Raw genomic sequence first — 17,427 nt, 5'->3', positions numbered from 1 at the left:
TCATATTTTTTTAACATTCAACTTTAGAAGACATAAATTTTAAAGTGTCGACATTTTTTAGATTTTCTTGATATGCGTGTGAAGAAGTCACATAACGAGACCAAATTTTTTCTGTTTCTCCAAAAATTATTTTTTTGTCTTTAAACAGAATTGTTTTTGAAAAAAATGATCGCATCAATTCCATTTCATGATGAACCATAAGAATGGTTCTTCCCTGCAATTGCCAATTTTTGATGATTTTTAAAAGATCATAGCGTGTTTGTTGATCAACGCCAGAAAAGGGCTCATCCAGCAAAATAATATTAGCGTTTTGAACAATGACACGCGCAAATAATGCTCTTTGCCATTGCCCTCCTGATAAGATTTGTAAGGGTTTATATGCGTAATTTTCAAGTCCAACAGCCGACAAAGCATCATCAATAATATGGTTAGCTTTGGAGTGCCGTTTAAATAAACCATATTGAGACCATAATCCAATTCGGATAAGATCACGAACATCGGCTGGAAATGTGCGATCAATTTGATTGTCTTGTGCAAGATAAGCAATATTTAAATTTGTGAAATATTTTATACGACCAGATAATGGTTTGATTAAACCTGAAATTGTTTTTAAAAAAGTCGTTTTTCCTGAACCATTATTACCAATAATAGCGACAAGATCACCAGCCTGTATTGTTGCCGTAAAATGTTCAAACGTCACTAAATTACGATATCCCACACTAAGATCATGAAACTCAATCATAAAAATATATCCAGACAACACCTACCATTAAAGATAACGTTATGTTATAACATAATTTAAGTCAATAATGTTAATAAAAGGATTGAGTGGTTTTCAAAACAATGAAGCAAATTTATATGAAATTACTTTTCATTTTAATGATCATTATGATGGTATGAGGACTCATATTGCTTAAGCTTAGAACTCAATAATTTTGTTAAAAAAGTATTATAAAGAAAAAAACTATGCGAGAAAGAAATCGATAAACGGATAAACGATACAGTTCAATAATCGGACAAAGCAGAATGAAGCGTTATTTATATTCTTCAGATCTGACAAATTTTTAAAATTACTTTTGTCGACCACTCTTAAAAAATAGCCATATTTTCTGAAACCATTATTATCATTCTTGTATAAATTCCCTTCTATGATTTTGATAAATTATGGATTCTGAATCTCGTTTCTGCTTTGACCATTCATTAGATTGTTTACGTTTTTACACAAAAAATCCGAGAAAGTTATCTATGTTAATAACATCAAAGATCCCACATCAAAATTGAAGGGCAATATATATTTTGATAAATCGATTATGAAATATGTATCGAAAACATCGCAACTGATTTTTTTATGTGGATTATAAAAATGGCTAGAGACCATCACCAATACTAAAGAAATGCTTTAAATTTGTAGGATTCAGAAAGCACATCCCAATGAAGAAGTTAACATAACTACAGTCTTATTTCATTAATTAAACCAAGTGCTATTATTAGTCTTGAATATAAGAATAACCATTACAAAACATAATGGTTATTCTTAATAACTTGAATATTTAAGCTTGTTCATACATTTCTAAAACATGATCCCAATTGATCATATTATCGACAAAAGCTTCTAAATATTTCGGGCGGGCATTGCGATAATCAATGTAATAAGAATGTTCCCAAACATCCACACCCAAAATAGGTTGAGCATCATGAACCAAAGGATTTTCACCATTTGGTGTTTTCATAATTTCAAGCTTACCGTTTTTCACAGCAACCCAAGCCCAGCCAGAACCAAATTGTCCGCCACCAGCGGCAAGAAAATCCTCACGGAATTTATCATAACCACCCAAATCAGAATCAATTGCTTTCGCTAATTTTTCAGGAAGTTTTTTTCCCCCACCGTCTTTTTTCATCCATTTCCAAAAATGGATATGATTATAATGCTGAGCAGCATTGTTAAATAGACCCTGATTTTTGCCAAAGCTTTCTTTTATAATGTCTTCGAGACTTTTTTGCTCAAGACCAGAACCTTCTAAAAGCTTATTCCCATTTGTAACATAAGCTTGGTGATGCTTATCATGATGATATTCAAGCGTTTCGCGCGACATATAAGGCGCTAATGCGTCATAATCATAGGGTAGATTGGGCAATTCAAAAGCCATATTAGACACTCCTTCAACTTTACAATGTAATCATTCTAATTTGGCGCGATAACAGTTGAAAAACAAGAGGAGATGTCATTTTCACACGAGTTTGAATAGAATTTTTATTTTTCTTCCCCCATAAGATCAATGGTCGAAGTGATTCCAAAAATCAAAATTGACCCGCTCATGGTTTAATGTTTTTGCTTTCCCATGAATGTATTTGCCTCTTTTTAACCTCTTTTGCCTATAATGGCAGCATTTAACAAAATGGGATGATCTATGCACACTCAATTTTCTCGTCGCAGGTTTCTTAGTGTTTTCGCCGCCGGTGCTGCAGCTAGTGGTCTTGCTGCTTGTAGGTCAACAGGACCACATAATACAAATTTCATGTTGGCGAAACAAACGGAAGAACCCTTAGCTCCTTTTGCTTCCATGTATGCAGCACGTCAAGATGGTGATTTTTCTCTTCCTGCAATACCTTATCAAAAAATTGATCCACAATTTTTACGTCAGATTGTTGATGATCCTACAGGTGAAAAGCCTGGGACAATCGTTGTTGATACCAAAAGGCGCTTTCTCTATCTCGTACGTCAAAATGGTAAAGCCATTCGTTATGGTGTAGGCATTGGTCGTGCAGGATTTGCATGGTCTGGTCGTGCAATTATCCAATATAAACGCAAATGGCCTACATGGACACCACCAGAAGAAATGATTGCACGTCAGCCAAACCTGAAAAAATACAGCGCTGATAACGGTGGCATGAAACCAGGTCTTAACAATCCACTTGGGGCACGTGCATTATATATATTTCAAGATGGTAAAGATACACTTTATCGTTTACATGGCTCACCTGAATGGCAATCCATCGGAAAAGCAATGTCGTCTGGCTGTGTACGCCTCATAAATCAGGATATTATTGATCTCTATGAACGCGTTCCAGGCAAAACACCCATTCTTGTTGTTTAAACATAAACTTCACTGACTCTTTCACTATGATCTGAGAGCTTTTTAAGAGTAAAACGAAAAACAAAAATTATGTTTTAATCAAACATTCAATAAAAACGACAAGCCTCTTTTTATTTTTTTAAAGGTAAAAAGAGGCGTAATTCAATGAAAGAAATAGCGCGCAAAACATTTGAAGAAAACAATAATTTATAGCGCTTTTTCTTATATGTTTTAGAATTTATAGCGGTTCGTTCTCAAATAATTTTACAAAAAACAATCGTTTTCATATTATAGAATATAAAAATCATTGATTGCCATTATTTCATCTACGCTTACCGCCTAAAAGATTTCCCAAAACTCCACGAAGAAATTTCTCACCTGCTTTTGCAATGGAACGACCAATTGAGTTTGCGGCAGACCGCGTTACTGATTTGACCGCCGCTTCTGCTACTGATTGACGTCCCCTACCTTTTTTCTCATTGCCAAAAACAGTTCCCCAAAAACTGTCATTTTCATCTTGAATGTTGGTTGATTCTTTTTCTTGTGCATGGCGCGCTAACATTTCATAAGCGGACTCACGATCTATAGCTTCGTCATATTGTCCACTTATTGGACTTGTTGCAATAAGATGTTGTCGTTCTTGATCATCAATAGGACCTATTTGAGAAGAAGGAGGTCGAATAAGTGTTTTTTGAACTATTGAAGGAATACCTTTTTTCTCTAATGTAGAAACAAGTGCTTCACCTGTTGCCAATTGTCCAATTGCTTCCATTGTATCAAAATCTGGATTGACACGAAATGTCGATGCAGCTGCTTTGACTGCTGCGGTTTCACGCGGTGTATAAGCTCTTAGAGCATGTTGTATGCGATTTCCAAGTTGTGCCAAGACTGATTCAGGAACATCAAGAGGATTTTGAGAGATAAAATAAATACCAATACCTTTTGAGCGAATAAGTCTTACCACTTGTTCAATACGTTCGATAAGCGCTTTTGGCGCATTATTAAAGAGCAAATGAGCTTCATCAAAGAAAAAGACCAAACGCGGTTTTTCTGGATCGCCAACTTCAGGCAATTGCTCAAACAATTCAGACATGAGCCAAAGCAAAAACGTTGAATAAAGTCTTGGATTAAACATCAATTTATCGGCGGCAAGAACACTCACCATTCCACGACCATCATGGCTTGTACGCATAATATCTGATAATTTTAAAGCGGGTTCTCCAAAAAAATGTTTGGCTCCCTGACTTTCTAGTACTAATAATTGACGCTGTATTGCGCCAATTGAGGCTTTGGAAACATTTCCATAACGTGTTGACAATTCTTTTGCCTTTTCGCCGACATGGGCTAACATCGATTGTAAATCTTTGAGATCAAGAAGCAACAACCCCTCTTCATCTGCAACACGAAAAGTAATATTTAAAACACCTTCTTGCGCAGGCGTTAGCTCCATGAGACGTGAAAGCAATAAAGGTCCCATTTCTGAAACAGTCGCGCGAATAGGATGTCCCTGGTTGCCGAACAAATCCCAAAAAATAACTGGATTTTTTTGCATAATAATAGAATCAAGACCAACACGTTTTGCTCTTTCTTGAAGCTTTTCATTCAGCTCACCCTTTTTAGCAATACCTGAAAGATCGCCTTTTATATCGGCACAAAAAACAGGCACGCCTGCTTGAGAAAACGATTCTGCCATGACCTGTAATGTTACTGTTTTACCAGTACCTGTTGCACCAGTAATTAAGCCATGGCGATTAGCATATTTTAACCAAATATATTCAGACTTTATCGCGTCATCTTTTTTTTGATGACTTGCTCCTAAAAGAATCCCATTTTGATCAGTCATTCTGTTTTACCTTTGATGAAATAATAGCTTGAGGTCGCGTTTTCACAGATAAAGATAAAGTGAAATAAAAAAGCATTCCAGATATTATTTTTATGTATTAAGTGCATTGATTGTTGATAATGGCTAATATTTAAAAATAGTTTGCGTATTTGTATAACGGTTGCGTCCACAATAAAAGCCTGCAATTGCGGCACCAAAACCAAAGCCCAAAAAAACCAAACTGCACCACTCAAAACGTCCTGTCCAATCATGTACAAGACCTACCAAAAGCGGGCCAATAGCGGCAAGACAATATCCAATACATTGGGCCATGCCTGATAAGTAAGAAGCAACATGCGCATCACGCGCGCGCAATACAATCATCATCATAGCTGCGGCAATTAAACCACCCTGCCCTATACCCTGTACAAAAACCCAAATCCACATTGTTGAAAGCGGTGCAAATATAAAACCTAAAAGACCAATGAGAGCCACAATACATAAAATAACATTCAACCAACTTTGTGTTTTTAATCTAGACGCAATTAAAGGAGTGACAAGGCATGAGAGTGCTTGAATAATAATAGAGACTGAAATGAATGTTCCAGACACGGTAATTTCAATACCACGTTCAACCAAAATTGGGGCAAGCCAGCCAAAAACACAATAGGCCAAAGAAGATTGTAACCCCATATAAAAGGTCACTTGCCAAGCAATGGGATCACCCATAAACCCTTTGACTTTGTAATTTTGTTTTGATGATTGGGCATATTTGCTTTTAAGTTGAGGCAGCCATAAAATCATCACGATAAAAACAGGAAAAAACCAAAACCCAAGTGCTTTTTGCCACGAATCGCTCAAAAAATGCATAATGGGAACTGTTGTTCCTACAGCTAGTGCCGCGCCACCGCATAATGCCATTGTATAAAGACTGGTCATCAAAGCCAATTGATGAGGAAAATCACGCTTAATAACACCGGGTAATAAGACATTGCCTAAAGCAATACCAGCACCAGCAAAAATAGCGCCAAGATAGAGAAACGGAACTTGGCCTGTACTACGTAAAATAAGTCCAATTGCTAAAAGAATAAGCGCGACGAACAACGTGCGCTCTGCGCCAATTTTTTGAGATAAATAAGGCGCAAGAGGTGCAAAAAGACCAAGGCACAACACAGGCAGCGTCGTTAAAATCCCACCTTCTAAGCTGCTCATTTCTAAATCGCGTAAAATATCTGGCAGTAAAACAGAAAGAGATGAAAAAACTGGACGCAGATTAAAAGCAATCAGTGTTAGGCTGAATCCTAAGACAAAATTAGCCATCACTGTTGAAGATTTTGAAGTATTCATATTCAATCTTTCGTCATTATCAAGCTTATTCAAAGCGGTATTTTTTCATTTATAAGTCGTATTTAAAATAAATTATTTCATAAGATTAATTGTGATGAGAGTTGATATTACTGATTGCTAAAAGCTTATTTTATAAACAAATATCCAAACGATTGTTATAATTTCCAAATTCATTGACTTTTGACTTTTTTCTTATCACTTTTATGTGTTCAGATTCTTTTTCAAAATTTTAAAAACTAAAATAGAAAGATAAATCATATAAAAACAAAATAAAAATACTTTTGATGAAAAATTCTCACATTTGTATAATGATAAAACGTCAAAATAGATTACCTTATTTAAGGAAATGATTGGGATTTTTATATTTCTTCGTTAAATAGAATATACATCGTTGACCTTGCATAGAAATGCGCTTTGTGTTTTTGTCTTCATAGTTAGAAATGAGTTTGTAAATATAATAAGCAGGATTGTGGTTGTCTCATGAACCCAAAAAATACGCACACCCTACCAAAAACCTCTTCTCGTAAAGCAAATTGGTCTGTCATGCAGCGAGCTGATGATCCTGATATTGAACGCGCGCACCACCAGCTTCAAAAAGATCTGGAAAATGGTGCAACGGGTGTTGCTCTTATTTTTGAAGGTGCAAATAGTGCTTACGGATTTGGTCTTCCTGCACTAGCAGAAACAATTCCAATATTATTTGAAAACATTAACCTTGACGGCATTCATATACGCTTAGACAACCACCCACATGGACGTCTTGTTGCCGATAGTTTTATTGACTATTTGCAGCACCGTCGTATTGACCCTAATAAAACAAAACTGACTTTTAGCACAGATCCTACAGCTATTCTTGCAACAACAGGCAAGCTTAAAATGTCGATTGAAGCGCTCAAAGCATCCTTGCCGCAATCAATGTCGGGATTTTTTTCTTCTGGACTTCCAGGCATAGTGCTGGAAGCCGATAGCCGCCCCTATCATAATGCTGGTGCAACACCTGCGCAAGAAATCGGTGCAATGCTATCAGTCGCTTTAGGTCATTTGCGCATGGTGGAAGATGCACGCCATCATATTGTTTATGCACTACCCCATATTGGTTTTGCGATGGCTCTTGACCAAGATCCCATTACAGGACAGGCAAAGATACAGGCGTTGGATTATTTATGGCGACGACTGCAGGAAGAACGTGGTGTCCCTTCCCCATATCAAGCTGTTATTCATGTTGAAACATCAATGCGCATGATGACCAGTAGAGACACTCATAACAATATTATCCGTGCTTCAACAGCTGCACATACAGCCATTAGTAATGGTGCAACATCAGTTTCTATTTTGCCGCACAGTTTCGTTTTTGGACTACCAGATTCTTATGCAAGACGCATTGCACGTAATAGTCAACTTGTTTTAATTGATGAAACAGTCCACCCCATTACAGAAAAATCAAACCAACCAACGAATGATGTTACGGCTCTTATTGATGCATCATGGAAGGAATTTCAACGCTTTGAAAATGAGGGTGGTGTGATGCAAAGCCTTATTGATGGTCATTTAGAAAAGCGTATTGAAGAATCTCGCGATCTACAATTGATCCGTTTCCATAAGAATGAAAGAGCAATTATTGGAACGTCCATTTTCTCTGTGGAAGAGGAAGGACCAACGCATATTACAACAAATCAGAAAACATCGTTTCAAGCGGAAGGCATAAAACATTGCGACCCCTTGACAACAGGACGTTGGGACCAAGATTTATTAGAAGCGCAAAAACGTGCCCCCATTGAACCTGTGAAAATAAGTGAATGATACGCGGTTTTCGAAACTGTTGTGACCACCTTATAGAAATAAATCTTGATAATCCTAAATCATTATCTGACGATTTATTGTGGATTGATCTTATTCATCCAACGATAGATGAAAAAAAAGAAAATAGAACATTGGTTAAAAATTGAAATACCTACTTATGACGATATGGTTGATATTGCCGAATCAAATCGGTTTTATATGGAAAATAATGTTCAATATCTGATTGCTCCATTGATTTATAGTTTAGAAGATGACACAAAAGACATTGCACCTATAACCTTTATTTTGGTGAGATTTCGCTTAATTACAGTGCGTTATAGCCAACCTAAAGCAATAGATCTTTTTATTTCCCGCTTCACAAAAGCAGGAAATGGTTTCATCAACAGTCAATCTATAGGCATTAGCATTCTACTTGGACTTATTGAAGCTGCAACAGATCGGCTTGCTGATTTTCTCGCTCGCATCTCACGCCATATAGAAAAAGCCGCGCGTCGTATTTTTCACCGCGACAAATCAGCGCCACCAATGTCCACAAGTTACTTTAGAAAAATGTTAACACGGATTGGACGCGTGGGCACATTTTTGTCTATGGTGCGCGAAAGTATTGCAGGAATCAGTCGTTTGCTTGTCTATGCAGATAGCTATGGCAAAAAACTATTACCTAAAAAAGATGTAAAAGCTGCTATTGAATCTTTAGAACGCGATACTCAATCTCTGGAACATTATACGGATTTTCTTTCTACAAAAATGACGTTTCTTCTAGATACTGTTGTTGACATGATATCTACTGAACAAAATGCGATTATTAAAATATTTTCTGTTGCTGCTGTAGGCTTTATGCCACCGACATTAATTGCATCCATTTATGGTATGAATTTTCAATTCATGCCAGAACTTGATGAAAAATGGGGCTATCCCATTGCCCTTTTTATTATGATTGTATCGTCTATTCTACCGCTTGCCTATTTTCGAAAAAAAGGCTGGCTTTAATCCTTTTGTATTTCTAAAATTATGATCAGGATTATTCTGAAAAGCATCATTAAATAATGATAGAATCATATGGTTAGAATAAAGACATAAACAGACAAATAAATTTTAAAATCACTAACTTAGTGAATAAAATTCTTTGTAAATTTTTTTTAATAACGCAAACACCATTTATAAATGTTAATATGTACTTATAAGTCCTGATGATCCAATTCTTAATTAAGATCAGAGAAATAACAAACATCAACAATGATATAGTGTGTTTGATCTTTTATTCGTGCTTAAATAACAAGAAACACAGTAAGCTTATAGCACCGATAATCTTTGCTTTTATAAAATTTTAAAAAAGAATAATGAAATTGAACATACAGACATGTTATTTAAAATGGCTGGGGTACCTGGATTCGAACCAGGGAATGCCGGTATCAAAAACCGGTGCCTTACCGCTTGGCTATACCCCAAAAACACAATATATTCATATGTGTGTGCGCCTTATAGCGAGTCAAATTTAATTACGCAATATCTTAAATAAAAAGCTGACAATTTTTTTAATGACTGAAAAAATAAATTTAAAAAACTCGATAAAATACCTCTCTTTATTTATCGTCCCTATCATTTATAGAGGATTATTATAAAATAAGATGCCATGTATTCGTATCTATATGAAACTGCCCTATTTCTTATATCTATGCTAATGAAATTCATATCATAAGAGTAATTCAAAAGGACAATATGATGCCCATTCCTTTCGTAAAGGAATTTGATCCTAATTATGGACAGGCTGTTATTCTTGCTCCAAATATTCGTCGACTTACGGCGCCTAATCCTTCTCCTTTTACGTTTAAAGGAACCAATAGTTTTCTCATTGGCACTGATACACTTGCGCTTATCGATCCCGGTCCTAATGATAAAAATCACTTACAAACTTTATTAAAACATATTGATAGTCACCCATTAAGCCATATTTTCGTTACGCATTGTCATTTGGATCATTGTGGACTTGCAAAGAAAATTGCACAGCATACAGGAGCAAAAATTGTTGCAGTAGGACGGTATCGGCATGCAAATAATGAAGCATTTTCAAATCAAATAATTCTTGAATCTGGTAGCCAGATTGATTTTAAACCTGATATTGACCTTAAAGATGGTCAAACCATTGAAGGGGATGGTTGGGCAATCACTTCTGTCACAACACCAGGACATATGGCAAGTCATACGGCTTTTGCTCTTGCTAATAGCGGTATTTTATTTACGGGCGACCACGTTATGGCTTGGTCAACAACCGTTATAGCTCCTCCTGAAGGCTCAATGAGGGATTATATGCACTCACTCGACAAGTTGTTAAAACGGCATGATAAAGTCTATCTTCCTGGCCATGGTGGTGCTGTATACAAGCCTCACCATTTTGTTCGTGCTTTAAAAACACACCGTAAAATACGAGAATGTGCTATTTTTAATCGTCTTGCAAAAGGCGATTGTGATATTAAGACGATTGTCCAAACTCTTTATCGCGATACGGATCCAAAGCTTCATAAAGCAGCAGCACTATCTGTATTTGCACATTTAGAAGATTTGGTGGCGCGCAATCTGGTCAAAACAAAAGGGGCACCAAGCCTTTATGGCCATTATTCAATTTCTTGAGAAGTTGGTGTTAAAAGCATTTTTGTATCAAGTTCATGCATAAATGCCATAGTAAAACGAGCATTATTACCAAAATCACGTTTCAAATATTGTGACGTTGCACGCATATCAACAAAGGTCGTTTCTCCCTCATCAATAAGTCGAATAACGATATCACTTAAAAAACCTAAGTAAAAAGTTTTTGCCTGAGTTTGAACTAAAAAGACATCATCCAGCATAGAGTGCGTTAAATCCGTTGATATATTGATATTTTCATTATCAACTACTAGATGATCTTTCATTTCATTTTCATCTATTTTAAAATTATCGTCTAAATGAATTTTCTTGCTACTTTGACTCTTTGTACGATTTAAAAATCCTTCATCCTTCAAAAACTGATCATCTCGGCGCATTTCATTGCGCCTTAATGTTGTGTTATTTTGCCAATTTGCATTGTGTCCAGACTGCGCAATAACAGGCCATTTTTTATGCTCAAGTACCTCTAAAACTGATTTTAGAACAATATCAGGTGATCCTTCAAAACGCCTTCCTAACATTTGTGGCCATTCATTCATTTGCAAAACCTCTTGCGATGATAAATCAGCAACAATCGGTAAAGCATCTTTTGGACGTATATTTATAAGATAAGAAGGCGGGGAAACTGTATCTGTTGATACGTCATAAATAGGTTGTGCAAACAACCAAAAGAAAAAAGCAATAATCAAAGGACCCCCGCTTAAAAAAGCATAGATCAATCCTTTAAGTGATTTTAATCCGCCGCGATGACCAAAAGTCCATAAATCATAAAGACCTTTTATGCCAAGAAGCAATGACAAAAAAGCGATTACAGCAATAATTATGAGAAAAGCAAAAAAATTACGTGTCGGAATAAAAGATACGCGATGCAATAAAACTGATACGATAAGAAGTAAAAAAGCAAAAAAACCAAAGCGTAGGGACCATAATGCAGCGAGAGAATGTTTTCTTACATATCGTCTTCTCATCTAAGATTTTTCCGTTTTATGAAACTTTTACAATAATGATTACTAAACTTTTACAAAAAAATTGTTTTGTATCAGTTTTACTTAATAAAATTTAACACTAACTCTGCTATTATAAGTGAGTATACTATTTTTCAATGAATTTGAATGACATAACAATGTTATTTACAGAGTGTTATTTTACGATATTCGGTGATAAAAACAACTTTTCTATACTGCAAAGCACAATAACTTTGTAATCAGCCATTTTATCACATATGCATCAAAAATATTTCAGACTTTGATCACACTTTTAGTTAAAATTTTTCAGCTGCCCATTCCATCAATGTTGCAAAATCATCTGATCGTTCGGCAGTCATCGTAGCAACATGACCTTTATAAATATGCCCGTTTGCACCATTAATAGTTAAGATATCACCTTTTACAAATTGTTCACCAGCAGCGGTTAAAACACCAGCTTTTTCATCAATGCGCACAAAAGCTGCGCCTGACACACAAGGTTTTCCCATATCTCGCGCCACAACAGCGGCATGGCTGGTCATTCCACCATATAAGGTTAGGACTCCTTGCGCGCCATGCATACCATGAATATCTTCAGGGTTTATTTCTTTTCGAACAAGAATAACTTTACGTCCCTCGAGTAATGCCTTTTCCGCTTCTTCAGAGGTAAAAATAATTTCCCCTGTTGCAATCCCCGGTGATGCAGGAAGCCCAATAGCCAAAATGGTTTTTGGTGCATCAGGATCAAGCGTGGGATGTACTAATTGATCGAATGATTTTGGATCAACCCGTAAAATGGCCTCATCTTTTGTGATCAATCCTGACTTAACCATTTCAACCGCTATCTTCAAGGCAGCCAGCGCTGTACGTTTACCAACCCTTGTTTGCAACATCCATACTTTACCCTTTTCAATTGTAAATTCTATATCTTGCATATCGCAATAGTGGCGTTCAAGCGTATCTGCAATTGACCTTAAAGTAGAGAATGCTTCAGGCATTAATTTTTCAAGTGAGGGCTCATTTGAACCTGCTGCAATTTGTGCAGACTCTGTGATATTTTGCGGTGTTCGAATGCCGGAAACAACATCTTCCCCTTGTGCATTTATAAGAAACTCACCATAAAGTTCATGATCGCCTGTTGATGGATTGCGCGTAAAAGCAACACCCGTTGCGGAATTATCCCCCATATTTCCAAAAACCATTGCTTGTATAGTCACGGCTGATCCCCAATCTTCAGGAATACTATGCAAGCGCCGATAAGTCATTGCGCGCGGTGTCATCCAACTGGAAAAAACAGCCTCTATTGCACCCCATAATTGTTGCGCAGGATCTTGAGGAAAAGGTTTCCCCCATTCATATTCAATATATGATTTAAAATCTTGAATAACGTTTTTCCAGTCATGAGCGGTGAATTGTGTCTCAACGTCATAGCCAAAACGAGCTTTCACACCATCAAGAATATCTTCAAAATGGGCATAATCAATACCTAACACAACATCACTATACATTTGAATAAACCGTCGATAACAATCATAAGCAAAACGTTCATCTTGAGATTCTTCAGCAATTGCTTTGACAGTTTGATCGTTCAAACCAAGATTAAGAATTGTATCCATCATGCCAGGCATAGAAACACGCGCACCAGAACGCACGGATAAAAGCAGCGGTTTTATTTTATCTCCAAAAATGCGCTTTGTTTGTTGGGTAATTTTTATAATTGCTTGATTAACTTTTTTTTCAAGATCCATTGGATAATGGCGTTGATGATTATAAAAATATGTGCAGACTTGTGTTGTAAGTGTAAATCCTGGCGGAACAGGTAAACCGAGATTGCACATTTCAGCAAGGTTTGCACCTTTTCCGCCAAGCAAATTGTGGTCTTTAGCAGTTCCTTCGACTTGTTCATCGCCAAAACTGTATACCCATTTTTTCATTATAACGCCTCCAAATGGTTATACATTATTATCTCATCAGCACAATCATATTCAATAACATGACAAAAAATCTAGAAAGATCTTTCGTATTTTGCTTCATTGTGAAACTCTATAAACAATAGCTATGCAGTTTTTCAACATAACTAATTAGGCTCAAGAATCTAAAAAGGAATCAATTCATTTAGGATAGAAATTTTAAAATGTCATATGGGAGAGTATTTAATATAAACAATCGCTTTAAGAGCCGTTTTCAATGCACCCGTCAATGGCAACCAAACTTATTCAATGCGGTGAATATATCCATCTTTTATCATCTATATATAGGTGATTTTTAAAAAGCCTTATAAAGTATCGCTCATTTGTTCAGCCGTTTGCAAATCAACAGAAACAAGCTGAGACACCCCCTGTTCTGCCATTGTGACACCAAACAATCTGTTCATACGCGCCATTGTTATGGGATTATGTGTTATTACAACAAAGCGGGTGCGTGTTGAAGCGGCCATTTCATCCATTAAATTACAATAACGCTCAACATTATGATCATCTAAGGGAGCGTCAACTTCATCTAAAACACATATTGGCGCAGGATTTGTTAAAAATACTGCAAAAATAAGTGCCAAGGCAGTTAAGGCTTGCTCTCCACCTGAGAGTAAAGTCATTGTTTGTGGTTTTTTTCCGGGTGGATTGGCAATAATTTCTAATCCCGCATTTAAAGGATCATCGGATTCAATCAATTGTAACTTAGCTGTTCCACCACCAAATAAATGTTCAAACAGACGTTTAAATTCTTGGTTAACTTGATGAAAAGCTTCTAAAAGTCTTTCACGCCCTTCACGGTTAAGATTTTGAATTGCTAATCTAAGTTTTTTAATGGCTTCCAAAACATCATGACGCTCCAACATCATCGCATCCAAATGACTACGCAAGGCATTTTCTTCTTCTTCTGCACGCAAATTCACTGCACCAAGCCGCTCACGCTCTAGACGTAAGCGTTCAACTTTGTGTTCCAAAACAGTTATTTCAGGCATTTTTTTATCTAAGGTTAAACCTGAATGTTGCAAGGTCTCTATTGGTGTGCAATTCATTGCCTCATAGATACGGGTCTCAATGTCTTTTCGGCGATCAACTGCTGCATTTAATCGTTCTTCGTCTCTTGCCCGTTCTTCTCTCAGAGAAGAAAGCATTGTAAAAGCCTCACGCAAACGTTTATCAAAAAGCAATTGTGTATTTTCTGCACGTGTCAATTGATCTTGCATATCATGCGTTTTTGTTTGTGCCGTAGCAATTTCATCGAGTATAGTTTGACGCTTGTTTGCAAAACTTTCAGGTATATTGATCAATTGCTTGCTTTCATTCATAGCCTGCACATACCGTTCTGCCAAACGTTCAAGTTGTTTGTTTGTATTTTCGAGACGATAAAGCCAATTTTTACGTTCTATTTCTATTTTCTCAAAGCGACGCAAACGGGCTTGAGAGTTTTGTTTAAGAGTGTGAAATTGTGTATGTACCTCAGAAACCAAAGCACGCTTTTCATGAAGCTTTTCTGTTGCCTTGTTTAAAGCTGCTTCAATAAGCTGAATATCTGGCAAAGATAAATACTGTTTGTCAGCAATCTCAATTTCCGCTGCAATCTCAGTATCATCAAGCTTTAAACGTTTTACACTGTCTTCTAACGCAGATAACTGCAATTGCCATTCATGGTTTTGACGTTCTTTTTTTAGAAGATATTCTTGTATCTCATCGCGTTTTTCTTGTATCAAACGCATATGAGAGCGCTGATTACGCGCTTCAATAAGAGCTTTTTCTAAAACATTTTCTTTAATGTCTAAGTGTTTTTCGTGCTGTTTTAGTTTTTTTTCTTCATCAACAATCGCTATATCAAGAAAATGAAGACGATTTTTTTGAGCCAAACGTTGTGCGGCAGTATTAGGCGCATCCGCACGCTTTTTTAAACCATCCCACCGCCATAATGCACCACAAACACTCACAAGACATTGTCCTATTGCAAGTTGCCGTTGAAGCCTATCACCGTCTTTGTCATCCACTACACCGATCTGTGATAAGCTCGCTTGAAGCTGTATAGGGGCTTTAACAAAATGTGACATTGCCTTTACATCTAAAGGCAAAGGATTGTCTTGCTTAGAAAAAGAAGCATGATCACTCCATATCATAGGTGCATCATCTTCAATTGAAGCATATAAATCATCTCCCAAGGCAACCCCTAAAGCATTTTCATAACCAGGCTCTACTTTCATATTATCAATAACAGGTTGAAATGTCCCGACTGTCCAAGACTCCAATATGTCTTCAAGCGTTCGTTTTTCTGTTAAAAAAGCATTTAGCGTATCACGACATTGATGGAGATTCGATGTTGCTTGAGCAATTTCATGACGCGCTTTTTCTATTTTTTCTTCTACTTGTATTACTTTTTCTTCACTGTCGGCATAGTCTTTTTTCACAGTCTCTAATGCGTCTATGATTTCATGAATACCGCCATTTTGTATTTTTTTATCCTCTAATTGACGTATATGTGCGATAGCCGCCTGACTTTCTTCTTCATTTTTCTTTTTGCGCGTATATAAACGTTTGCGCTCATGTTCTATACGCGTTAGCTCAGCATTTGCCTCAGCTCGTTTTAATGCAATGCTTTCTGCTTCAATTTCTTGATCGTTTAAGCTTTGCCGTAAGTCTTCAAGTTTTTGAGCAAGTATTTCTTCATTTTCAATGTGATTTTCAGCCTCCAGACGCAGCTCTTCTTCTTCCAAAACAAGTTTTTCCAACATTTTTTCAAAGTCGCAAACGTTTTGTTCTTCTCTTTCTTTGTCTGTTTTAAGGTCTTCCAAAAGGCGTTTGATGTCAAAATGACGTTGTTTGTTTCTTTTTTCCTCTTCTTCCAATTGTTGATAAGCAAGTTGAAGCCTTTGTTCAGTCGATAAAGCTTTTGCGAGCGCTTCACGTATAGAAGGAAGATTTATTTTTTCATTTTCTTGTGCCTGTTGTGCGCGCATATGGACTTGCGCTTGTTCTGCAACACGGATTGTTGCTTTATTTAAAACTGATTCCGCTTTAGCCTCATGGCTCTTACTTTCTGTCCAACGAAGATAAAAAACTCCTGATTCGGCTTGACGAATATCTGCCGATAAACTCTTAAACCGATTGGCTTGACGGGCTTGACGTTTCAAGCTTTCAATGCGTGATGATAAATCACCAACGACATCTTCCAATCGATCAAGATTGGTTTCTGCTGCTCTAAGACGCAATTCTGCTTCGTGACGTCTGCTATGTAAGCCCGATATACCAGCAGCTTCTTCTAATAAAGCGCGCCGAGCTTGTGGTTTTGCTTGTATAAGTTCGCCAATACGCCCTTGTCCAACCATCGATGGTGAACGCGCACCCGTTGATTGATCTGCAAAAAGAAGTTGCACATCTTTGGCACGGACTTCCTTGCCATTAATCCGATAAAGCGATCCAGAGGCACGTTCTATGCGTCGTACTACTTGTAATTCCTCTGCAGTATTAAAAGCAATCGGTGCGCTATAATCTGAATTATCAAGAAAAAGGGTGACTTCTGCACTATTGCGTGCTGGACGCATAGCTGAGCCTGAAAATATGACATCATCCATACCAGAGGCACGCATATTTTTATAAGAATTCTCGCCCATGACCCAGCGCAAAGCTTCGACAAGATTTGACTTACCACAACCATTGGGACCGACAACACCTGTTAACCCACGTTCAATGACAAACTCTTGAGCTTCAACAAATGACTTAAATCCAACAAGTCTTAATTTGATGAATTGCATATAGCTATCTTATCCATGCATAAACGGGCGCAGTTACAC

General features: G+C 36.9%; 9 protein-coding genes, 1 tRNA gene and 2 pseudogenes. 4 read left to right on the top strand and 8 right to left on the bottom strand.

Annotation, left to right across the window (positions count from 1 at the left end):
- Positions 1-10: 10 nt before the first annotated feature.
- Positions 11-742, bottom strand: a complete 732-nt coding sequence (locus tag ME5_RS04855; RefSeq protein WP_008038971.1) for a metal ABC transporter ATP-binding protein — start codon at positions 740-742, stop codon at positions 11-13.
- A gap of 808 nt (positions 743-1,550) precedes the next feature.
- On the bottom strand, positions 1,551-2,147 hold the full coding sequence (locus ME5_RS04850; RefSeq protein WP_008038969.1) for a superoxide dismutase: 597 nt from the start codon (positions 2,145-2,147) through the stop codon (positions 1,551-1,553).
- A 261-nt stretch (positions 2,148-2,408) separates the two neighbouring features.
- Between ME5_RS04850 and ME5_RS04845 the strand changes: the two genes are divergently transcribed.
- Entirely contained in the window at positions 2,409-3,095 is a 687-nt protein-coding gene (locus ME5_RS04845; RefSeq protein WP_008038967.1) for a L,D-transpeptidase, read from the top strand.
- Positions 3,096-3,396: 301 nt separating this feature from the next.
- Here the strand turns inward: ME5_RS04845 and ME5_RS04840 are convergent, their stop codons facing one another.
- Together ME5_RS04840 and ME5_RS04835 are read right to left on the bottom strand one after the other, a co-directional pair.
- Positions 3,397-4,917 (bottom strand): helicase HerA-like C-terminal domain-containing protein, encoded by a 1,521-nt coding sequence (locus ME5_RS04840; protein WP_008038965.1) that lies wholly within the window; start codon positions 4,915-4,917, stop codon positions 3,397-3,399.
- 123 nt (positions 4,918-5,040) lie between these two features.
- Positions 5,041-6,243 (bottom strand): CynX/NimT family MFS transporter, encoded by a 1,203-nt coding sequence (locus ME5_RS04835; RefSeq protein ID WP_008038963.1) that lies wholly within the window; start codon positions 6,241-6,243, stop codon positions 5,041-5,043.
- Between the two features lie 480 nt (positions 6,244-6,723).
- Between ME5_RS04835 and ME5_RS04830 the strand changes: the two genes are divergently transcribed.
- Both ME5_RS04830 and ME5_RS04825 read left to right on the top strand, forming a co-directional pair.
- Positions 6,724-8,043, top strand: coding sequence for a methylmalonyl-CoA mutase family protein (locus ME5_RS04830; protein WP_008038961.1), 1,320 nt, complete (start codon positions 6,724-6,726; stop codon positions 8,041-8,043).
- Positions 8,040-9,033, top strand: a pseudogene (locus ME5_RS04825) (magnesium transporter CorA family protein). Before ME5_RS04830 ends, ME5_RS04825 begins: the two are co-directional and overlap by 4 nt.
- Positions 9,034-9,416: 383 nt before the next feature.
- On the opposite strand, the gene ME5_RS04820 reads toward ME5_RS04825, so the two are convergent.
- Positions 9,417-9,491, bottom strand: a tRNA-Gln gene (locus ME5_RS04820).
- Between the two features lie 274 nt (positions 9,492-9,765).
- Between ME5_RS04820 and ME5_RS04815 the strand changes: the two genes are divergently transcribed.
- Positions 9,766-10,671, top strand: a complete 906-nt coding sequence (locus ME5_RS04815; RefSeq protein WP_008038955.1) for an MBL fold metallo-hydrolase — start codon at positions 9,766-9,768, stop codon at positions 10,669-10,671.
- Here ME5_RS04815 and ME5_RS04810 read toward each other — a convergent pair.
- From ME5_RS04810 to smc, 3 genes and pseudogenes are all read right to left on the bottom strand, one after another.
- Entirely contained in the window at positions 10,656-11,654 is a 999-nt protein-coding gene (locus ME5_RS04810; RefSeq protein ID WP_008038954.1) for a DUF1499 domain-containing protein, read from the bottom strand. The two genes, ME5_RS04815 and ME5_RS04810, sit on opposite strands and share 16 nt — an antisense overlap.
- Positions 11,655-11,962: 308 nt before the next feature.
- Positions 11,963-13,585 (bottom strand): annotated as a pseudogene (locus ME5_RS04805) (pyruvate, phosphate dikinase); the annotation flags it as partial.
- A gap of 341 nt (positions 13,586-13,926) precedes the next feature.
- Positions 13,927-17,388, bottom strand: a complete 3,462-nt coding sequence (smc, locus tag ME5_RS04800) for a chromosome segregation protein SMC (protein ID WP_008038951.1) — start codon at positions 17,386-17,388, stop codon at positions 13,927-13,929.
- Positions 17,389-17,427: the final 39 nt, after the last annotated feature.

The sequence above is a fragment of the Bartonella tamiae Th239 genome (assembly GCF_000278275.1).
Classification (GTDB): Bacteria; Pseudomonadota; Alphaproteobacteria; order Rhizobiales; family Rhizobiaceae; genus Bartonella; species Bartonella tamiae.
Note: the sequence above shows the minus strand (reverse complement) of the source record. Positions and strands in the feature narration are given on the sequence as shown.